Annotated in this window: 19 protein-coding genes and 1 other annotated feature; of the genes, 3 read left to right on the forward strand and 16 right to left on the reverse strand. The window is 48.4% G+C overall.

Annotation, left to right across the window (positions count from 1 at the left end):
• Nucleotide 1: 1 nt before the first annotated feature.
• Nucleotides 2-2,431 carry a nitrite reductase large subunit NirB gene (nirB, locus tag ACAN56_RS28680; RefSeq protein ID WP_076109354.1) on the reverse strand — a complete coding sequence of 810 codons (2,430 nt, stop codon included), beginning with the start codon at nt 2,429-2,431 and terminating at the stop codon, nt 2-4.
• Nucleotides 2,432-2,763: 332 nt separating this feature from the next.
• Between nirB and ACAN56_RS28685 the strand changes: the two genes are divergently transcribed.
• Both ACAN56_RS28685 and ACAN56_RS28690 read left to right on the forward strand, forming a co-directional pair.
• Nucleotides 2,764-3,360 (forward strand): ANTAR domain-containing response regulator, encoded by a 597-nt coding sequence (locus ACAN56_RS28685; protein ID WP_076109353.1) that lies wholly within the window; start codon nt 2,764-2,766, stop codon nt 3,358-3,360.
• Between the two features lie 12 nt (nt 3,361-3,372).
• Nucleotides 3,373-4,407, forward strand: coding sequence for an anthranilate phosphoribosyltransferase (locus ACAN56_RS28690; RefSeq protein ID WP_038591591.1), 1,035 nt, complete (start codon nt 3,373-3,375; stop codon nt 4,405-4,407).
• An 86-nt stretch (nt 4,408-4,493) separates the two neighbouring features.
• Here ACAN56_RS28690 and ACAN56_RS28695 read toward each other — a convergent pair whose 3' ends face one another.
• The 12 genes from ACAN56_RS28695 to ACAN56_RS28750 all read right to left on the reverse strand — a co-directional run bounded on the left by ACAN56_RS28695 (nt 4,494) and on the right by ACAN56_RS28750 (nt 15,677).
• Nucleotides 4,494-4,988 (reverse strand): DMT family transporter, encoded by a 495-nt coding sequence (locus tag ACAN56_RS28695; protein WP_038591588.1) that lies wholly within the window; start codon nt 4,986-4,988, stop codon nt 4,494-4,496.
• A gap of 50 nt (nt 4,989-5,038) precedes the next feature.
• The gene (locus tag ACAN56_RS28700) at nt 5,039-5,737 is read right to left on the reverse strand and encodes a Crp/Fnr family transcriptional regulator (RefSeq protein ID WP_379147136.1); all 699 of its coding nucleotides are present in this window, start codon (nt 5,735-5,737) and stop codon (nt 5,039-5,041) included.
• A gap of 20 nt (nt 5,738-5,757) precedes the next feature.
• A complete protein-coding gene (locus ACAN56_RS28705; protein ID WP_038591582.1) occupies nt 5,758-6,183 on the reverse strand; it encodes a DMT family transporter in 426 nt (141 codons plus the stop codon).
• Nucleotides 6,184-6,356: 173 nt separating this feature from the next.
• Complete coding sequence (locus ACAN56_RS28710; protein ID WP_038591579.1) at nt 6,357-6,758, reverse strand: NUDIX hydrolase; 402 nt, start codon at nt 6,756-6,758, stop codon at nt 6,357-6,359.
• Nucleotides 6,759-6,861: 103 nt separating this feature from the next.
• Nucleotides 6,862-8,826, reverse strand: a complete 1,965-nt coding sequence (locus ACAN56_RS28715; protein WP_379147139.1) for a GTP-binding protein — start codon at nt 8,824-8,826, stop codon at nt 6,862-6,864.
• A 9-nt stretch (nt 8,827-8,835) separates the two neighbouring features.
• On the reverse strand, nt 8,836-9,819 hold the full coding sequence (locus ACAN56_RS28720) for an aldo/keto reductase (protein ID WP_379147141.1): 984 nt from the start codon (nt 9,817-9,819) through the stop codon (nt 8,836-8,838).
• A 109-nt stretch (nt 9,820-9,928) separates the two neighbouring features.
• Nucleotides 9,929-10,747 (reverse strand): GNAT family N-acetyltransferase, encoded by an 819-nt coding sequence (locus ACAN56_RS28725; RefSeq protein ID WP_379147143.1) that lies wholly within the window; start codon nt 10,745-10,747, stop codon nt 9,929-9,931.
• Between the two features lie 244 nt (nt 10,748-10,991).
• Nucleotides 10,992-12,167: an alanyl-tRNA editing protein gene (locus ACAN56_RS28730; RefSeq protein WP_379147145.1), complete on the reverse strand. Its 1,176-nt coding sequence runs from the start codon at nt 12,165-12,167 to the stop codon at nt 10,992-10,994.
• A gap of 65 nt (nt 12,168-12,232) precedes the next feature.
• On the reverse strand, nt 12,233-12,997 hold the full coding sequence (locus ACAN56_RS28735) for a TSUP family transporter (protein ID WP_379147147.1): 765 nt from the start codon (nt 12,995-12,997) through the stop codon (nt 12,233-12,235).
• 165 nt (nt 12,998-13,162) lie between these two features.
• Nucleotides 13,163-14,329, reverse strand: coding sequence for a purple acid phosphatase family protein (locus ACAN56_RS28740; RefSeq protein ID WP_379147149.1), 1,167 nt, complete (start codon nt 14,327-14,329; stop codon nt 13,163-13,165).
• Nucleotides 14,330-14,350: 21 nt separating this feature from the next.
• Nucleotides 14,351-14,785, reverse strand: coding sequence for an NUDIX hydrolase (locus ACAN56_RS28745; protein ID WP_379147151.1), 435 nt, complete (start codon nt 14,783-14,785; stop codon nt 14,351-14,353).
• A gap of 340 nt (nt 14,786-15,125) precedes the next feature.
• Complete coding sequence (locus ACAN56_RS28750) at nt 15,126-15,677, reverse strand: hypothetical protein (protein ID WP_379147153.1); 552 nt, start codon at nt 15,675-15,677, stop codon at nt 15,126-15,128.
• A gap of 236 nt (nt 15,678-15,913) precedes the next feature.
• Between ACAN56_RS28750 and ACAN56_RS28755 the strand changes: the two genes are divergently transcribed.
• The gene (locus tag ACAN56_RS28755; protein ID WP_379147216.1) at nt 15,914-16,483 is read left to right on the forward strand and encodes a YdeI/OmpD-associated family protein; all 570 of its coding nucleotides are present in this window, start codon (nt 15,914-15,916) and stop codon (nt 16,481-16,483) included.
• A gap of 88 nt (nt 16,484-16,571) precedes the next feature.
• Here ACAN56_RS28755 and ACAN56_RS28760 read toward each other — a convergent pair whose 3' ends face one another.
• The 3 genes from ACAN56_RS28760 to lysS all read right to left on the reverse strand — a co-directional run bounded on the left by ACAN56_RS28760 (nt 16,572) and on the right by lysS (nt 19,305).
• The gene (locus ACAN56_RS28760; protein WP_038591548.1) at nt 16,572-16,751 is read right to left on the reverse strand and encodes a hypothetical protein; all 180 of its coding nucleotides are present in this window, start codon (nt 16,749-16,751) and stop codon (nt 16,572-16,574) included.
• Nucleotides 16,752-16,937: 186 nt separating this feature from the next.
• Nucleotides 16,938-17,657, reverse strand: coding sequence for a YebC/PmpR family DNA-binding transcriptional regulator (locus ACAN56_RS28765; protein WP_038591545.1), 720 nt, complete (start codon nt 17,655-17,657; stop codon nt 16,938-16,940).
• A gap of 91 nt (nt 17,658-17,748) precedes the next feature.
• Entirely contained in the window at nt 17,749-19,305 is a 1,557-nt protein-coding gene (lysS, locus tag ACAN56_RS28770; RefSeq protein WP_379147156.1) for a lysine--tRNA ligase, read from the reverse strand.
• Between the two features lie 64 nt (nt 19,306-19,369).
• Nucleotides 19,370-19,633, reverse strand: a binding site (T-box leader).
• Nucleotides 19,634-19,641 lie beyond the last annotated feature (8 nt).

Raw genomic sequence — 19,641 nt, forward strand, 5'->3', positions numbered from 1 at the left:
CTTATACCGTCTCGGGTTGTGAGAGTTCTTCGAAATTTTTGCGCAGCTCCGGCTCATTAACAATTTGTTTCCACGGATCGGTGGTGAGACTGAGCGTCTTCTGAATTCTTTCCTGCAGCGCCAGCCGCTCTTCCTTAAGCTCTAAGGCCTGCTTAATGCTGTCCAGACCCACACGTTCGACCCACTGGGCTGTCCGCTCATTCCAGCCGGCATTCTCCCGGTAATATTGCAGAAATGCACTGGCCCATTCCAGCACCTCATCATCGGTTTTCACTACACAGAGGAGATCTGTTGCCCGTACATGCACACCGCCGTTGCCCCCGATATGCAGCTCCCAGCCGCCATCAATGGCGACAACGCCGAAATCCTTAATCGTCGCTTCCGCACAGTTTCGCGGACAGCCGGAGACTGCAAGCTTCACTTTGCCCGGCGTATTCAGCCGTTCGAAAGCTTTCTCTAAGCGAATGCCCATACCAAGGGCATCTTGCGTACCGAACCGGCAGTAGGTGGAGCCGACACAGGTTTTGACCGTCCGGAGTGTCTTGCCGTAGGCATGCCCGGAAGCCATATCCAGCTCTTCCCACATTTTCGGCAGATCCTCCTTCTTGACGCCGAGCAAATCAAGTCTTTGCCCGCCGGTGAACTTCACCAATGGAACCTCGAACTTTGCGGCAACCTCTGCAATCTTGATCAGCTCAGCCGGTGAGGTCACGCCTCCGTAAATTCGCGGCACCACCGAGTACGTGCCATCTTTCTGGATATTGGCATGGTAGCGTTCATTCGTGTACCGGGACTCCTTCTCATCCACATATTCTTCAGGCCAGAGCATCCCCAGATAGTAATTCAATGAAGGACGGCATTTGGCACAGCCCTCTTCATTACTCCAATCCAGTACATTTATGACTTCCTTGACTGTCTTCAGTTCCATCCGCTTGATCTCAGCGACGATTTCGTCGCGTCCAAGTGTAGTGCAGCCGCAGATGCCTTCCTTGACCGTGACCACATGATCACCGGCATAAAGCTGCAGCAGTCCCTCTACCAGCGGTTTGCAGCCGCCGCAAGAGGCGGAAGCTTTCGTGCAGGCTTTGATCTGGCCTACGCTGGTGCAGCCCCCGGATTGAATAGCCTCGGCTATCGCCCCTTTGGACACACCGTTGCAGCCGCAGATGATCTCGTCATCAGCCATGCCCTCGAGCCGGTTTCCTTTGGGCGAGGCAAGGGCATCGCCGGAAATCCCAAGCAGCAGTTCTTTTTCCTTCCCTTTAATATTCTCGCTTTTCTTAATCATGGAGAATAGCTGTGCCCCGTCATTCGTATCGCCGAACAAGACGGCACCGATCAGCTTGTCGTCCTGAATGACCAGCTTTTTGTAGACTCCGTCGATCTCATCCTGATAGCGTAAAGCTCTTGACCCCGGCTGCTCCGTGAACTGGCCTGCGGAGAATACATCGACCCCGGATACTTTCAGCTTGGTCGAGGTAATAGAGCCTGTGTAACCTTCAGTCGGAACACCCGCCAGTCTCTTGGCGAGCACAGCCCCCTGCTCATATAACGGAGCTACGAGTCCGTAAGCAATACCCCGGTGCTCTGCACATTCTCCGACTGCATAGATTCCGGGAATATTGGTTTCCAGATAATCATTCACAATGATGCCGCGGTTAATCTTTATAGAGCTCTTGCGTGCCAGCTCAATATTCGGCTTGATGCCGACTGCCATCACGATCAGATCGGTTTCGGCTACTTCGCCGTCTGTGAACAGCAGTCCTTTAACTCTTTTTTTACCGAGAATTGCCTCCGACTGCTTCTTGAGCAGGAACTTCATCCCCTGTTCTTCCAGCTCTTTGCGGAGCATCACCGAAGCCGCTTCATCCAGTTGGCGTTCCATAATGTAATCATGGATGTGTACAACCGAAACCTCCATCCCCAGGTGCAGCAGTCCTCTTGCCGCCTCCAGACCAAGCAGTCCTCCGCCGATGACCAGCGCTTTTTTATACTTTTGCGAAGTTTCCTGCATAATCCGGGTGTCCTTAATATCGCGGAATGCGATGACTCCTTCCTTCTCTGCTCCGGGCAGCGGCAACATGAACGGGTTAGAGCCGGTGGCCAGAATCAGCTCATCATAGCGGGCTTCTATCCCTTTATCCGTATATACTTTACGCTCCACAGTATCTATGGAAGTGACAGTGTGGCCCGTATACAGCGTAATATTGAAACTGCGGTACCATTCAAGGTCATTGATAATAATCTCATCCATGCTGGCTCCGCCTGCGAGGACAGAAGATAACATAATCCGGTTATAGTTCGGATGCGGCTCGGAACCAAAAATCGTAATCTCGTAAGCCTCAGGAGCCAATTTGAGCAAATGTTCGATCGCCCGTACCCCCGCCATCCCGTTTCCGACCAGTATCAGTTTTTTGCGTATTGCTGACATATGCCTCTCTCCTCTCCATGTAGACAACAGAAATAGCCCGCTTCACTCCGGCCGGAAACTTACGATTCCAGGTAACAGATGTGAGAGCAGGCGCCATTGCCGCTTCGACCGAATACAACGTTGTATTCGTAGATTTGATGAATTTGTTAAAATGACTATACTACATGAATTCGTAATACGTCAACAATTATGACATATAAATTTTTATATATTTAATTTATCGACAACATCGCTAAATATGTGTTATATAATATAACATTATAACTTATATAAGTACGTTCAAGAGTAGATCTATGACGTCGATCATTACGATGTAAAAGGAGCGTCAAACTATGCATTCCCTGCTCGTCATTCATAATGGTACAACAGAGAACGATACAGAAACGCTCTCGTCCCGGAGCCCGGACGTCATTCTTCGCTCCTGCGGTTATGTGGTCGAGGTAGCTGATACTCCGGAACAGGCCCTGGCCCTGATCAGCGATGCCGATGCCTCCATTCTTCATCTGCCTATCACCGAAATCAATGAATGGAGCACCCCGCTGATCCAGCACAAAATTGCGCCAATGGTCTGGTGGTGCACCTCCCTGACCGCGACATTATCTGTCTCGGCCTGTGAAGACAATATTAGGGTCGACGGGATATTATCCCCCTTCATGCACCCGCAGGAGATTCACTGGATTCTTCATTTCAGCGCCAAGCAGTGCTTCGAACGCCATCAATGGCTGAAGGAGCGGGAACAGCTGCTGTCCCGGATCGAAGAGCGCAAATGGATTGATATGGCTAAAGGCATTCTCTCCAAAGCGAAGAACATCAGTGAATCCGAAGCCTATGACCTTCTTCGCAAGCAGGCGATGAATGAACGCAAGCGTATGGTTGATGTCGCCACGTCGATTGTTAAAGTATATCAGCTGCTGCAGGATCAAACTTAAGGAGAATCCCATATGATCAATATTCTAAAAGAAGTTGCCAGAGGCAAACGGGGTGCCCGGGATTTAAGCTATGATGAAGCTTATTTTGCAGCGGAATCCATTCTGGGCCAGACAGCCTCTCCCGTGCAGATTGGTGCCTTTCTAATTGCGGAGCGCATCAAGCTGGAAAGCATCGAGGAGCTGGAAGCCTTCGTAACGGTCTGCCGCAAGGTTGCCCTCCGTGAGCCGGTTCAGCAGGGCCTGGATTGTGCCGGGCCTTATGACGGCAGAACGAATTCTTTTGTCGCCACCTTCCCTACCGCCTTCTTGCTGTCTGCTGCGGGAGTGCCGGTCACACTGCATGGTTCCCCTTCATTGCCGCCCAAGTGGGGGGTTACGCTGCAGGACATTATTCAAGCCTCCGGTATTGAGATTGCCAGGCTGTCCCGGACAGACGCGATCGAAGCTGCAGAAGAAAGCGGCGTCCTCTTCGCCAAGGCTGAGCAGTGGTGTCCTCCGCTTGGGGCCATCCGCAGCCTCCGGGAAGACATAGGCATGAGAACGATCCTAAATACAGCCGAGAAATTGATCGACTATTCTTGTTCTCCTTACATCGTATTCGGGATCTATCATAATACTGTATTCGACCGGATTTCCAGACTTATCGTGAAGCTCGGCTACCAAAAGGGATTGGTTGTTCAAGGGGTGGAAGGCTCTGAGGATCTCTATATCGACCGCCCGAACCGCGTATACTCCATTGCGAACGGCATAGCGCAGCTGGATATCATTGATCCTGATGCCCTGGGACTTGAAACCGTTGTGCCTGAAATGGACTGGACTCCCCAACGGCAGCTGCTGACGGCTGAAGCAGTACTTCAGGGAGGCGGGCATATGGCCTTCTACAATCAGACGCTGTTGAATGGCGCAGCCCGGCTTCACGTGGCCGGAAAGGTCAATTCCATAGAAGAAGGCGTGTATACTTGCAAGCATTTACTGGACAATGGAGACGCCTGGATGGTCTACAGCAAGTGGAAAAACGCACTGCTCGGCAGTAAAGCTCTCCACTAGAGCTGTAACAAAAAAAGCGCGCAACCGTAACCATACGGTGCGCGCTTTTTGCTGCAAAAAAGACCTAAGCCTAAGAATAACTGCTATTAATCGGTATGCAATGCTTGCCGCTGCTTGCGGGGTTCGGCAGACTTTTGCGGCTCGCGGCCCCCACCTAATTTGAAGACCAGAATTCCGCCTACAATCACCAGAACACCTATGAGCTGATTCAACGTGAACGGAACCTTGGCCAGACCGAGCCAGCCCAGTGAATCCCACAGCAGGGCGAAGCCGAGCTGAGACGTCAGTACAATCGAAATCGCATATGTCGCTCCAAGCAGTCTGGTGGCCTGCACCAGACAGATGACCACACCGACACCGATCATTCCGCTGATCCAGTACCAGGGCTGCATATGCTGAAGAGTGAACATATTTTTGCCTTCCACGATCAGCCCCATTACCAGTGAAGCAATAAAGCCCATCCCCAGTACCAATGTTGTTGTGGACCATGATCCCGTATGTTCATTTACTTTGCTGTTGAATATGTTCTGCAGGCTCACAAGCGCCCCGGCAAACATGGCCAGTAGTAGTCCAAGTATCATTATCTATTACTCCTTTTTTATCTTCTTTATGTTCATCAGTATGGTGTGGTTTACTCATAAATATTACGGTGCGCCAGCCTGCTAAGCCCTTCCCGGTCCTTCACCAGAATGTAGCCTTTGCTGCGCTCGGTCAGCCCCTGCTGGCAGAACTTCTGGATTACCCTGTTCAAATGCCTATAGCTGGTGCTAATAAAATTCGCCGTATCCACCAGATTAATCGTGCTTAACTGCCCCGTAAATTGAGGATCAGATTCATCATAGGTAATGGATAAAAGATAACTCGCCAGCCGTACCTCAACGGGGTGCATCAGGTTCAAGCTGAGGAAATCGGATTTTCTGTAGAATTTCTGAGTAATAATCTCCAGCAAAAATTGCAGCAAGGGCGGATGGTTCTGCCCGTATTTTCTCAGCCACCTGTACGGTATACAAATCATATGAACCGGCGATACGGCTTCAACCGTGTTCAGCAATTCTGTTCCCTGGATGTATTCAACATCCCCAATTAGCTCGAGCGGTGTCTTGAAGGAAATAATCAGCGTCTTGCCCTCGGCCGTCGTCGTATAAATCTTGAGTTTACCTTTAACCAGCACGTACAGCGACTCGGAAGGATCTCCTTTGAAGCAAATTGTTTCCCCCTGCGCAAAGCTGTACAGCGACAGATGCGCCCTCAGCGGTTCAATGAGAATCTGCTCCAGCTGATGTTTCTGCAAATAGGTCTGCAGCAGACCTTGGTCTTGAATTTCCTTCATGGCCGGCTTTCCCTCCAAGGCTAGAACTTAAGAATGACTACTCCCAAGATCATCATGCCGATTCCGATGAATTGCGGCAGCCGCATCTTCTGCTTCGCCACACCGAACCATCCGTTACTATCTATCAGAAATGTAAGGAGCAGCTGCGCGATCAGTAGTGCCGATATGGTAAAGGTAACACCGATATTCTGAATTGCGGTCACTTCGCTAAAAATAACAAAAGCGGCGAATGCACCTCCTGTTAAATACAAGGGTTTGACCAGCTTGAAGCCTTGTTTCTTCCCGTCTCTAACGAACAGCAGGATGATAAAAGCCATAATAAAGCCCGTTAATTGGGTGATCGTTGCTGCCTGCCACGTGCCTATATCCTGGCTGATGCGGGCGTTGGCTACCCCTTGCAGCGTAATGCAGGCCCCGGCCAAGAATGCAAAAATAATTCCTCTCATTGCTTCTCTCTCCTCTATGTGATCTCTGCTTTAATTAAATGACATCTGGCGTTATCCGTGAAGGACATATGTCCTAAGTGGAGGAAAGAGTTGAATTGGAGGTGACAGGACAGTAAATCGAAAGCCCGTTTCAAGCCATGGCATTGGCTGAAACGGGCCTGGAAAAGCAAATATTAGGAGAGTAGCTTCATTTCATGTAATTGGTCAAAGATGATCTGGCTGACAGCGGAAACATGTTCCCTGTCTTTATAGCTAAGCCATGCCAATTCTGCAATTTCCGCTGCCGGAGCAAGCTGCCCTGTGTAATCTGCGGTGAAACAGGTCATTTGGACAAGCACGCCTTCCTCTTTGCCATGGGCTGCTGCTTCATAAGTGCCAAAAGACCGGATACTGTCCGGCACAAGCCGGACCGTTAATTCCTCTTCGATCTCCCGGATTAACGTCTCATTGTCAGTTTCACCCGATTCTCGTTTCCCGCCGGGAAAATAATAGGTATCCTTTCCGTGGGAACGGGCAGCCAACACTTTACCTTCCACGATGTGAATCCAAGCGATCTTGTCTATCGTTACTGTCATGTAAATCCCCCTCAAAATCTTGGCCTTTGCTCTTTTTAATTAAAAGCGAAACTTCTTGCTACGGAAAGGACATATGTCCTCGTTGCAATCTGCCAGAGGGTGCTTACCATTGCCGCTTCACATGCATATGTTCCTCCGCTTCATCCCAAGGTACGGAGAAAGCTTGCCCTTTCGCGCAAAAAATCGAAATGGAGGTGTAAGCCGGATCGGCATTTTTATTGTATTGTTTATTTAGGATAACGGTTTCCGGTTCATGGCAATCCTGATAACCGGCAACCCTTAGCGACAATGAGCCTTTGCCCTGCGTCATTGAGGCCAGTCTGACGGAATAGTTCATAAAGGTGGCGACAGGCACCGTACCCGTGACGACTGCCACTTGATCCGTCATCTCGGGTGCGGCAAAGCTCCCGCTACCCTGCTGGATATCCGCCATTACTTTGCCCACATGATCGATATTTATCCTGATCTTGAGCGCATACACTGGCTCCAGCAAAATATTCTCCGCCTTCTCCAGTCCTTGACGCAAAGCCCGGAATGCGGCTTCCCGGAAATCCCCGCCGTGGGTGTGCTTATTATGCGCTCTTCCACTTAGCAAGGTGATACGCAGATCCGTCAGCGGTGAGCCGGTAAGCAGGCCACGATGCCGGCTTTCCAGCAAATATTGCTCAATCTGGTGCTGGTAGCCGGCAGCTAAATCGTCAGGGTGGCACTCATTCTGAACAGAGATACCGCTGCCGCGCGCGCCGGGCTCAAGCTTCAGATGCACCTCGGCGTAATGGCCGAGCGGTTCAAAATGGCCGCAACCGTACACTGTGTTCTGGATCGTCTCCATATACAGAATCTCCGGATCGCCAAATGTCACCGGGATACTGAAGCGTTCGCGCATAATCTGCTCCAGAATCTCCAACTGAATTTGCCCCATCACCTGAATATGCAGTTCCTGCAATTCCTCATCCCAGCTCACATTCAGCGACGGGTCTTCCGCACCCAGCTGCTGGAAGGCAGTATGCACTTCCTTAAGATGCACGGGCGGTTCAAACCGCACCTTTGATTTCAATGTCGGGACAAGCCCGCTGCTGAGGTGATCCTGCAACAATCCGACGCCTTCTCCAGGCTTAGCGGATGTTAATCCCGTGACCGCAAACAGCTCTCCCGCAGCGCCCCATTCCGCTGCTGTTGTCTTAGCCCCGTAAATTTTGCGGATACCGGTAATCCGTTCCGCTATCCGTTCCTGAGGCGGACCGTAAGCCAGTTCCTCTCTTGATTTAAGCACGCCTTGCAGTGCTTTAATGTAGGTGATCCGTGTTCCCTTTTCATCATGGCGGATCTTATATACTCTTCCTGAAAAAGGCTGTTGGTAATCATATTCAGTATGTACCAAAGCATCCAGGCTGCGGAGAAAGCTGTCGATGCCCTCGTCCAGCAAGGCAGAGCCAGACATACACGGAAAGATTTTGCCGTGAAGGACTAAAGCGATGAGCGCTTCGAGCCAGTCAGAATCGTTTAGACTTCCGTCCAGATAAGCCTCAAACAGCTGATCATCGCGTTCGGCCATAAATGACTTGAGTTCTTCGTCTACTCCGGTTTCCTGAAGTTCCGGCAGCATGAAAGCATCCCTGCTGAGCTGTAGGCGGATTTCATTCAATACACGCTGCGGGTCAGCGCCCGCACGGTCGGTTTTATTGATGAAGAAAAAGGTCGGAATTCCATGCTGGCGCAGCAGCTGCCATACGGTCTCTGTGTGTCCTTCCACACCTTCAACAGCACTTACAATGACTACTGCGTAGTCCAGAATCTGCAGCGCGCGCTCCATCTCCGGCGAGAAATCGACATGCCCGGGCGTGTCCAGCAGAAAGTAGCGCGAATCTCCAATGCTGAATTCCGCCTGGTCTGCAAATACCGTGATTCCACGCGCTTTTTCAATCTCATGCGTATCTAAAAACGTATCTTTATGATCCACTCTGCCCCGGCTGCGGATGGCCTCCGTATGATAGAGCAGCTGCTCGGCGAAGGTCGTTTTCCCGGCATCAACATGGGCAAGCAGACCGATGGTTGTGTTCCTTGTCATAGAGTCGGCTTATACACCCCCACGGATGTGCGGAGCGACATCGTTGCTGTAAAACTGGCTTAACCGCTGCATCTCTTCTGCCGTAAAGGAAGGGACTTCGCGTGAAGCGAGATTGTCGGCTACCTGCGCTTCATTCTTAAATCCTGGAATGATGCAGCTGACGGCAGGATGATCCAGAATCCAGCGCATCGATGCTCTTGCCATGTTCCCTCGGCCTTCGCTGATCCAATCCAGCTTGCGGGCCAGCTCTACACCTTTGACAAAAGGCAGACCCGCAAAAGTCTCGCCCACATTAAACTGCTCGCCGTTGGCATTGAAGCTGCGGTGATCGTCAGGCTGGAAGGTGCTGTCCTCCTTGAACTTCCCTGTGAGCAGGCCGCTGGCAAGCGGCAGCCGCACCAGGATTCCCGCACCTTGCGCTTCGGCACGCGGCAGCAGTTCCAGTGCAGGCTGCTGGCGGAACAGATTGAAGATAATCTGAAGCGCTTGCACGCCAGGATACTCGAGACATAGAAGTCCCTCTTCAATCGTTTCCACGCTGACTCCGTAATGACGGATTTTACCCTCGGCTTTTAATTGATCCAGAACGGCAAATACACTACCGTCACGTAAAATCTCAATTGGCGGACAATGAATCTGATACAGGTCAATGGCTTCACGCTGTAGGCGGCGCAGGCTTTGTTCCGCGTATTCACTTACTCTCCGTGCTGAATAATTCTCAGAATCATGAATGTCACCGGCACGGCAAAATTTCGTGGCAATATGTATTTGATCTTCTTTGCCTTTGGTGGCTTTGGCAAGCAGCTCTTCGGCATGACCGGAACCGTAAACATCAGCGGTGTCGAAGAAATTCACGCCTTGCTCAATAGCCAGCGCCAGACCCTTCAGTCCGTCCTCATCCCGGCTTGTTCCCCAGTCGCCGCCAATGGCCCAAGTGCCAAAGCTGACTTCGCTGATTGACAGTCCTGTATTTCCAAGCTTACGGTAATTCATATGATATCCTCCCGGAATATTAGATTGTTAACGCCACTTAACGACATTTGCACAGCAAACCATCCATTTCTATTATGAACGGTCCGCTGTGCAAGACACAAGTATCACCTTACTCCCTCACAAAAGAAAATACCGGGTATTGCTCAACAGGGGCAAATCCCAATTTGGAAGCTAGTCTGTGAGAAGGGTGGTTGTCATGCGTCGTTTCCCAAAGTGGAACCATCCCCCTTGTCAGATAATAGTCGATTAAAGCAGTTGCAGCTTGTTCTGCATAGCCCTTGTTCCGCTCGGCTGCTTCGAAAGTATCCACATCAATAAAATATTCACGTCCGGCTGTGAACCCGTTATTTTTGCAGATCGAAAGGGTACTTTCTCCAAGCTTTACCGCCGCACCGCAGGTTGTCTGCTCCGCAAACTTTGAAAGTACATAAGGCAGGTGATGATAAGCATCCGGCAAAACAGGATACTCAGAGAGTTCGATCCGCAGGTTACTGGTTAAATCCGGTTTCGCGTATTGTTGTCTCCGATTAAATTGCTCAGAATGGAACACATACACTGACTCGAGATGTTTATCCACGTTCCATTTGTTCAATTTGTCCATTCCGCCCAGAAACAACGTCTCCCACTCCCTGGAATCGTCCGTGTAAATTTCAAACCAGCTGCGGTTCTGAGCTTTGCAATCGGGAAGTACCACATCCTGCAAAAACAGCTTCACTGCCTCTTTATTCTGCTCCGGGTTGATGTTGCCTGCGGCATACATCCATCTGCCGGTCGCCCACACTATTGCAAGGGTCGGCCTCTCCGTCACATCTGTAAATACCCGCCCCGGATAACTCCCCCGCAGCACAGATAACGCCGGAATATGCTGCTTTTTCTGGTTAAACAAAGATTCGAGTATTTCATACTCTTCATAGTTCAGCTCTTTCATTACAATTCTCCTGAAGTCCGACATGGAAATATAAACAGATATACATTTTAGATTATACAAGCTCTATTGCGATTATAAAGGGGCAGTTATTATATAACCCTTAAGCAACCCTCAACGCCAAATGGCCGTATTCGCTTTTTAGCGATACGGCTATTTTTTATAAAGATACTTTATTTTGAGAAATACTTCTGTTTCAGTGATCCGAAGTACAGCTTCGTGAATCTATGGCATCAGGCGATCTCGTCTAGATAAATTCTTTTTTGGCAAATTCATAAAAAGCAAGTGCATTCTCCCATGCCGGAAAGCCGGCCTGCGCCATCTTATCACTGCCCCCGCCTTTACCCTGGAATTCTGCCAGGCTGGCTTTGAAGAAGGCTCCACAGGAATTTTCGGAGCTGCCGCTGTGGGCCAGCACCACTTTATTCTCTGCTGCCGAGAGCAGCAAGACCGGAAGCTCCGTCTGTGCAGTCAGCTTAAGCACCAGACTCTGCAAATCCTTGAGAGATCTTTGCTCAAATACCTGCGAAACCAGATGACATTCTGGTTCCAGAGCTGACAACAGCTCCCGGGCAGTGAAGCTGTCATTCTGGTCCTTCAATGCCGTGAGTTCCAGCTGCAGGTCCTTATACTCCTGCTCCCACTTTTCAATCCGGTCAATGATTTCATCCTTGCCCGTATTGTATTTTGCGGACAGTACGCTGAGTATTTGCAAACTCTCATTAAATTCCTCCAGTGCGCGGGTTCCGCATTTGAAAGTAATTCGGATATTGCCCTTCTGCTTCTCTGCTTTCAGCAGCTTGATCATGCCGATAGCTCCTGTAGAAGAGACATGTGTCCCTCCGCAGGCGTTATATTCTACACTATCAATTTCGACAATCCGGATGTTCTCCGTCACTTTGGGCTGCTTCACAAGAGGCAGACGCGCCAATTCTGCTTCATTTACGAAATAGCTTGTAATGCTGTGATTCAGGTATATGTGCCGGTTGACTTCCCGTTCCACAAGCGCCAGCTGAGCTGGAGCCAGCTCCGGCAGTTCAATGTCGATCGTGGCATATTCACTGCCAAGGTGAAAGCTTAATGTCATGGCCTGGCAGAGATCGAGGAATACGGCTGAGAGCAGGTGTTGGCCACTGTGCTGCTGCATATGGTCGAACCGCTTGTCCCAATCAATCCGGCAGCTGAGCTGGTTGTTTGCAGGCAAACGTTCTACCTTGTGCAGTACTTCATCGTCCTCCAGAATAACATCAAGGACTGGAAGTTCATTGATAAACCCCGTATCACAGGGCTGCCCTCCACCGTGAGGATAAAAGGCCGTTTCTTCCAAAGCTAAATACAAGCCATCTTCTTTCTCAACCACACGGCTGATTTTGGTTTGCCATTCCTTCAAATAGGCAGATTCGTAGTAAAGCTTATTAGTCATAACTGTGTCCCACTCCATTTCCGTCTCCGGTTGTATCGAAAAACTGTCTCCGCCATTTCTTCTTGTTAATGCATCGTATCCCAGATTTGCTTGCTGATCAAGATGACCGTCACCGCAATAAATAACGGACGGATATATGCGGCACCTTTGCGGATGGCAATTCTGGACCCGACAATGGCCCCGATCACCATCGGGATTCCCATAATCAGTCCGTAGGAATAACTGACCGAGCCTAACGCTACAAAGGTCAATAAGCTTGAAATATTGCTGGCGAAATTGAGCACTTTAGCATTTCCAGCGGCTGTCACGAACTCGAACCCCATCATCAGGAAGGCAAAGATCAGAAAGGAACCGGTTCCCGGACCAAAAAATCCGTCATAGAAACCGATAAGCAGAGCGACTGCAATACCGATTAGACGTGATTTTTTGCTGCTGCCGGCGAATGTGGATACATCTCCCCAAGCTTTTTTGAACAACGTATAAATTATGATCACGACCAGCATGACAATAACCAGCGGCTTCAGAAACTCCGAGGGCACCTGCCTGACTGTAAGTGAACCTGCCACTGCACCGATGATGGAAAAAGGAATGAGTACTTTGACCAGTTGAAAGTTGATCTTCCCGGAACGCATAAAAGACGCGGTACTTGTGAAGGAGCACAACGTCCCGGCTAATTTGTTGCTCCCGAGCAGTAAGGGTAATGGGATACCCGCAGACAGCAGTGCCGGAATTGCAATCAGCCCGCCGCCTCCAACTACAGAATCAATCAGTCCGGCCAGAAATCCGCAAATGACCAGAATAGCTATCATACTTATGCTTGCATGCTCCATACTGCGCAAATCCTCCTGCTATGTATTTCAGAGACTGCCCTCTAAACAAACTCCAGCATACACAATTTTGGATGAGCGCACCATAGATTTATTTCCCTGTGCTATCTTTAGCTACCTAATGAGTCAACCGCTTATTATTTAGCTCAGCATACCTTTACCCAGACCTCACACGAACTCCTTTGCTCCATCCGTATCCTTGAAAATACTAAATTTATCGAATAACGCTCCTTGATGATCGATCGCGCGAATTTCCAATTGTTGTGGAGTTACTGCTACTTGCAGAAAATGCGGCACTGCCAGCGATTGTGAAGTAAACCATTCCCGCTTGGGCAGCAGCCACTCTGGCATTGCACCGGCTCCCCCAGCTACGACATATACGATCCCGTCCTTGAAATCCAGCTTGCCGGAGCGCAGCGGATAGCTTCGTTCATACACAATCGTATGGGAACTGAGTACAAGATCCACACTATGCTGCTCCAGCAATGGACCAAGCGCCCGCAGTGCTTCAACCTGATACCCGCCGGACACATAAGGAGAATAGTGAAAGTAGACAATTTTCCATTTGGCGGAAGTGTTTTGCAGATCTTGAACCAGAAAATCATATTGCGCATTTCCTGCCTGAAATTTCCCCGAGCTGTCAGGATAAGTATCATTGTTTATGAAATCCGTGCTGTCCAGAGCAATAAAATGAGCATCTCCATAATCAAAGGAGTAATAATTCTTCGGAGCGGTAAAAGCAAAAAAATCATAATACCATGAGCCTCCGTTCTCATGATTGCCCAAGCAGCTAAAGCAGGGGGTATCTTGCAGCAGCTCTTTTCCGGGACTGAAAAAATACTGATCCCAATCGGCATAATTTGTTCCATCGTTAACAATGTCACCGATAAACAGGCTGAAGTCCGGACGGTACTTTTTCATCTGTGCAAAGATGCTGTTGTTGATCTCACCGCCTGTGATATCAAAACCGCTGTAGCCGCCGGTTTCACTGGTTACCGTAAATGAAAACGGCTCTCCTGGCAACATAGCTGTCTTAAAGGGAAATGGCCCTGCTTCTGCCACCTCCTGCTCATTCTGAGAATACACCTTGTAGAAATAAATCGTTCCTGGCTCCAGTCCGCTAACCGTAAGCTGCTGGATTAGGGAATATCCTGAATTCTCAGCACCGGCGAGGATCTGTTCCGGCTGCTTGTAGTTTCCTTGATAACCACTATGTATTCGTTCCGCCCTCATCACTTCCACTCTGGATGTTGCAGGCTTAGAGGTTTCCCACATGAAGGTCATAGACTCTTCGGTCGGCCACTGCAAATAAGGCCCCTTTATCATAGTCAGCATTAATTCACTCCTCTCTCATCTCTACTTCCACCCATGTTCCGAAAACCATACTCCCTGCCTGTATTGGTCCAGCGCCTGACCGGCAACAGGCAGAAGATTAGCTGGCAGCCGGTCTAATGGAAACCAGCGAAGATCATCACATTTGTGGGGTTCAGCGTTGCTTATTTCACCTGACCACTGCTTGGCGATAAAGAAAAAATCAACCCGTTCGTCATGGGAAGTTTTAATATGCATTACTCCGGCCATTTCTAAATCCCCGGGAGCAATTACAGCGCCGCATTCTTCCTGAACCTCACGAATTGCGGCGGTCATTACCCCTTCACCACGTTCCAGACGTCCCGCCGGGAGCGCGTAATATCCATCATCATGTCCCGTATTGAAGCGCCTGAGGAGCAGCAGTTGCTGGTTTTTAATCATAAAAACATGCACAACACTTAAGAGGCGGAATTCAGACATTCTGAGGTGCACCTTCTCTCTTTAGTTATATTATAGGAACGTACGTTTGTTAAAGGCCATGTGAAAAATATAGCATAAAAAATCCCACTTATCTACTTCATCTATAACTTAGCTGCGGCTTAGCAGTTGATAAGGGCGGTGTTCTTAAACTATATAAGTGGAACTTTAGATTTATTGAGCCGGCATAGAACGCAACTGCGGTGAATGTTTGGACTTCCGGCCGCTGTTAGGTTTGGATTTCCTGAAATTGTTCTTTAGTTCAACTTTACCTAGAAATAAAAACTCCTTCACAGCAGCAGCCGTGAAGGAGTCTAGTATTACATCTATCGAAGTGACTGTGTTATTTGGCAGCTTTGGCTGCGTTCAAAATAGCCGTTAAGTAGCCCTTGGTATCCACCAGCGTAGCCCCGCTGACGGCATCCACCATTTCTTCTTTGCTCTTCTTAGTGAGCGTAGCTTCAAGCGATTTAATCGTCTTGCCGGTCGCAAATTTCTCAACAGCAGCTAAGTTTTTGTCATAAGCAACGGTGGATTTGGCTTCTTCTTTCATATGATCACTGTAATATTTGTTATTGGCCTTCTTGGAGGCCAGAACCATTGCAGGGTCTTTATAATTTTGTCCGAAATCGGCATCAGAGTTAGGGACTCCCTTGGCCACATCTGTGCTCAGGAATTGATAATCATCCAGCGAGGCAGCCACGATTACACCGTTTTGAACAACGGCAACAGCTACGGTGAAGCATTTCGTGCCATGTGCTGCCGCTTCTACCCGGCCTACCTTGAGCGGTGCACTGGCGGCTGAAGATACATCATTCAGCACGTTGCTGTTGCCTACTCCTACAACTGCCAATGAAATACCGGCTACCAGCAATAACTTTGTTACCTTTTTCACAACCATTCCCCCAGTCATGTTATAAAAACGCTTACAATCTATATTTATCAATTTTTGTCCATCAAGTCAGTTACAAATGTTACTAATAAAATGTAAATAGATGGAATGATGTGTGTCTTTAACCCCTGCCCGGAAGGCAGTAATATATGTATCATGGTCGTAATCTTATACTAAAAGCAAGCCGCCTTTGCTATGATGGAGGTATGAATACCAAAAAAGGAGAATATTTTTCATCTATGGAAATTGAAAATCTAATTACAGCAATATCGAGAGAAGCGTTGAGGGGTTGGCTGCAGGAAAATGCTAAGACTGAAAAATATTGTTGGGTCGTAGTGAATATGACGCCAACCCCAGATACGTTGCTATACTTGGACGCGGTCGAAGAATCCTTATGTTTTGGCTGGATCGATGGAGTCAAAAAGAAAATATCTGAAACTGAGCTGGTGCAGAGACTGTCTCCCAGAAGCAAAAAAAGTTCTTGGACTGAATTGAATAAAGAACGTGTCCGCCGCCTCGAAAAGTTGGGGTTAATGACTGATGAAGGAAGAAAGGTACTTCCTGATATGGACCACGATTCTTTTAAAATAGATAGGGTTATTGAGCAAAAGCTTAAAGAGGAAAGGCAAGTTTATGAGAATTTTTTGGCATTTCCAGCTCTTTATCAACGAGTTCGGATCGACACGATACAATGTAATATTAAGCAACCCGAATTATTTAAGAGTAGATTAGACAAATTTATAACAAACACTAAAGAAAATAAAATGTACGGTCAATGGCATGATAATGGACGCCTTCTGGATTATTAAGATGCGTTAGCTCAAATGGTGTATAAATGACAAAAAAAGCGGCAGAATATCTTCTGCCACTTTTCTTGGTGCTACTCAAGTGGAAGGATCACTTATACGTGTTTTGTTCATTTTTCTTATAAGTCGTCCTATCATCCCGGAGCGACTCTTTGCGGTTGTCGAGCTTTTTCTGCTCCCTTTGCTGGGCTTCCTGGCTGTTGACGGGTGCATTCTCCAGTTCTTCCACCGTATTGATCAGGTTTTTATCCGGCGTTGTTTCATGCGGCACTGTGTTGCCTCCTTTTAAGTTGGATACTTATTAGTGTTCCAGCTTATTTTGGCATTTCCACAGTCAGATTATTCTTTCCAGCGCCCCCTAACAAAATAACCCCATATAAAGATTGCTGTCTCATATAAAAAAACGGCCAGAGCAGACAAAACATCTGCTGGCCGTCTTCGGATGAAATCAGTGCTGCTATTCTTCGGAATCTACATTATGATATACCTGCTGTACATCATCCAGTTCTTCCAGAGCATCAATCAGCTTCTCAAATTGAGCCTCGGCATCTTCGGCAAGCGCGACATAATTCTGTGGAAGCATGGTTAGCTCTGCCACGGTGAAATCGGTTATGCCTGCATTGCGGAACACTTCCTGTACCGCATGGAACTGGTCCGGCGCGGCATATACTATGACAGCCTCGTCCTCTTCCAGTACATCGCGAACATCCAGGTCCGCTTCGATCAGCATTTCCATCACTTCATCGGCAGATTTGCCTTCCAGACCGATAACGGCTGTTTGATCGAACATATACGTTACCGAACCACTGACACCCATGTTGCCGCCATTCTTACTGAACGCGGAACGCACCAGGGGAGCTGTACGGTTAACGTTATTCGTGAGCGCATCAATAATGATCATTGAGCCGCTTGGTCCGAAGCCTTCATAACGAAGTTCAACATAATTCTCATCACCGCTGCCTTTAGCTTTTTCCAAAGCACGGTCGATAATGGCTTTCGGCACATTGTACGTTTTGGCACGTTCCAGAACAACCTTCAACGCCCGGTTTGATTCCGGATCAGGTTCGCCCTTCTTCGCGGCTACATAAATCTCTACCCCAAACTTGGCGTAGACCTTACTTGTATTGGCATCCTTCGATGCTTTCTTTTCTTTAATATTATTCCATTTACGACCCATATAGTTTCCGCTCACTTTCCAACATTAATTATAAACAGTCGACTTCTATTATACCTCTGATCGAACGATCACGTAAAGGGCAGTCCATTTGCTAGGAAAAGTCTAACAAAGCCAGTATTTGTTCCGCTCCCAGCACCTGAATTAACACGGGAATCCGCGGTCCTTCCTGTTGATTGAGAGTGAATTGATAGATGATTTTAAACAAACGTTTTTGATTGTTTTTCATTATTTTTTTGTCCTTATCGTGACAAATTGCGTAAATTTCCGTCATCAGCTCTTGTTCATCCATTCCTTCTCTTCGCAGTAAGCTGCAAAAATCTTTAATCCATTCCTGTTCGCCGGGCTCTAAAGTCTGATAATAGGCGATGTCAGGTTCAGTATTCACTGTAATCATACGCTGCGGAACCCATTGTCTGATCCAATGCTCCGCACGGTTTGCGGTTTGTTGCAGCAGCTCCTCGTCGTGCCCTCCACCGTTACGTGCCACTATCTCCTTTAGCAGTTCGAAATCGAAGTTCACAAGCGGCAAAATACCGGAGACCTGACTGAAGCTTGGGGCCTTGGCCTCTGTAACATGGTTCATGGACAGCTCCAAAGCAGCTTTGATCTCTTCAGAGAGTGCTGGAGACGGGTAGGCTTCACGAAAACGCTCAAATTCTGCATAATTTCGGAGTACATCTTCATCCATCCCAATATGAAAAGCGGCATTCGGCTGATATTTTGCGAACAGAAACAATAGATTCTCCGGGGTATACACTTTCAGAAGATCCGCAGGCGTGTAATGATTTCCCGACGAGCTGGACATTTTGGCGTGGCTGCCTTTGATGCTGATGAATTCGTAAGGCACGTAATAAGGCGGCTTATTCTCAAAGATTTGTGCAGAAATCACACTGGCTACGTTGAAGCTGCCTGTTTCAGAGGAATGATCGCGTCCACCGGGCTCGAAAGCTACCCCTTCCATTCCCCAGCGCATCGGCCAGTCTATTTTCCAATGCAATTTGATTATAGCAGCCTCCGGGACAGAGACAGTGTTATGCTGACCACATGTACATGTATAGGATAGTGTTTCTGCCTGATCGTCAAAATCCACAACCGTAGTGCTGTCCTTTCCGCATTGCTCACAATATACATGAACTGGATAAAAAGCAGCTCTGTCTTCCGCACTGGCTTCCCCTGTTTTAAATGACATGAGAATATCGTAAATCTCCCCTCTGCGGCGCAGCGCTTGAAGAATGGCCGGATTGTAGCGGCGCGACTGATACTCCCTGCTCTGATAGATGAACTCGGGTGTAATCCCAAATGCCGTCAGCGCTTGTTCAAATTCTTGCTCGAAATGCTCCGCATAGGAGGAATGGCAGTCATAAGGACACGGAACCTTGGAATAAGGCAAACCAATATACCGTTCAAAGCCGGGATCGACATGATTAGGAACCTTCCGGAACCGGTCGAAGTCATCCCATGAAAAAATAAACCTCACTTCTTTGCCCGCTTTTTCGAGCGCTTTGCTTACAAAATAAGTCGTTGCGATCTCCCGGAAATTCCCGATATGTACCGAACCCGACGGGCTGATCCCCGAAGCACACACAAAGGATTGCCGCTCAGGATGCATTTCGATTAACTGACTCGCTATTTTTTCTGCCCAATGCATAACCAATCACCTCTAATTTTTTAGTTGGGAAAAGCAAAAAAGCTCCCGTCCGCAAGATTGTCATCTTGAGGACGAGAGCTATAATTAGCGTCGTGGTACCACCTCTGTTTGCGAACAGGTTACCCTGCTCACCTCTTCGGGTACGGCCATTACGCTTATACCCTATCTCTGTAACGGGAGATCCCGTCATACCATCCTTGAGCAAGCGACTCAATTCTGTATGAAGCTCGGAGACTTTATTCGTTGGAATCATCGCTGCTCCATTTCACCAGGCTGGAGCTCTCTGTGAACAATACGTTCCAAGTACTCTTCTCTTCATTGCTATTGTTGATGTAA

Source organism: Paenibacillus paludis, from assembly GCF_042610515.1.
Taxonomy (GTDB): Bacteria; Bacillota; Bacilli; order Paenibacillales; family Paenibacillaceae; genus Paenibacillus_AQ.

What these genes read in the sequence shown, in the direction of transcription:
- nirB (WP_076109354.1), bottom strand. Translation starts at nt 2,431, where the DNA reads ATGTCAGCAATACGCAAAAAACTGATACTGGTCGGAAACGGGATGGCG.
- ACAN56_RS28685 (WP_076109353.1), top strand. Translation starts at nt 2,764, where the DNA reads ATGCATTCCCTGCTCGTCATTCATAATGGTACAACAGAGAACGATACA.
- ACAN56_RS28690 (WP_038591591.1), top strand. Translation starts at nt 3,373, where the DNA reads ATGATCAATATTCTAAAAGAAGTTGCCAGAGGCAAACGGGGTGCCCGG.
- ACAN56_RS28695 (WP_038591588.1), bottom strand. Translation starts at nt 4,988, where the DNA reads ATGATACTTGGACTACTACTGGCCATGTTTGCCGGGGCGCTTGTGAGC.
- ACAN56_RS28700 (WP_379147136.1), bottom strand. Translation starts at nt 5,737, where the DNA reads ATGAAGGAAATTCAAGACCAAGGTCTGCTGCAGACCTATTTGCAGAAA.
- ACAN56_RS28705 (WP_038591582.1), bottom strand. Translation starts at nt 6,183, where the DNA reads ATGAGAGGAATTATTTTTGCATTCTTGGCCGGGGCCTGCATTACGCTG.
- ACAN56_RS28710 (WP_038591579.1), bottom strand. Translation starts at nt 6,758, where the DNA reads ATGACAGTAACGATAGACAAGATCGCTTGGATTCACATCGTGGAAGGT.
- ACAN56_RS28715 (WP_379147139.1), bottom strand. Translation starts at nt 8,826, where the DNA reads ATGACAAGGAACACAACCATCGGTCTGCTTGCCCATGTTGATGCCGGG.
- ACAN56_RS28720 (WP_379147141.1), bottom strand. Translation starts at nt 9,819, where the DNA reads ATGAATTACCGTAAGCTTGGAAATACAGGACTGTCAATCAGCGAAGTC.
- ACAN56_RS28725 (WP_379147143.1), bottom strand. Translation starts at nt 10,747, where the DNA reads ATGAAAGAGCTGAACTATGAAGAGTATGAAATACTCGAATCTTTGTTT.
- ACAN56_RS28730 (WP_379147145.1), bottom strand. Translation starts at nt 12,167, where the DNA reads ATGACTAATAAGCTTTACTACGAATCTGCCTATTTGAAGGAATGGCAA.
- ACAN56_RS28735 (WP_379147147.1), bottom strand. Translation starts at nt 12,997, where the DNA reads ATGGAGCATGCAAGCATAAGTATGATAGCTATTCTGGTCATTTGCGGA.
- ACAN56_RS28740 (WP_379147149.1), bottom strand. Translation starts at nt 14,329, where the DNA reads ATGCTGACTATGATAAAGGGGCCTTATTTGCAGTGGCCGACCGAAGAG.
- ACAN56_RS28745 (WP_379147151.1), bottom strand. Translation starts at nt 14,785, where the DNA reads ATGTCTGAATTCCGCCTCTTAAGTGTTGTGCATGTTTTTATGATTAAA.
- ACAN56_RS28755 (WP_379147216.1), top strand. Translation starts at nt 15,914, where the DNA reads ATGGAAATTGAAAATCTAATTACAGCAATATCGAGAGAAGCGTTGAGG.
- ACAN56_RS28765 (WP_038591545.1), bottom strand. Translation starts at nt 17,657, where the DNA reads ATGGGTCGTAAATGGAATAATATTAAAGAAAAGAAAGCATCGAAGGAT.
- lysS (WP_379147156.1), bottom strand. Translation starts at nt 19,305, where the DNA reads ATGCATTGGGCAGAAAAAATAGCGAGTCAGTTAATCGAAATGCATCCT.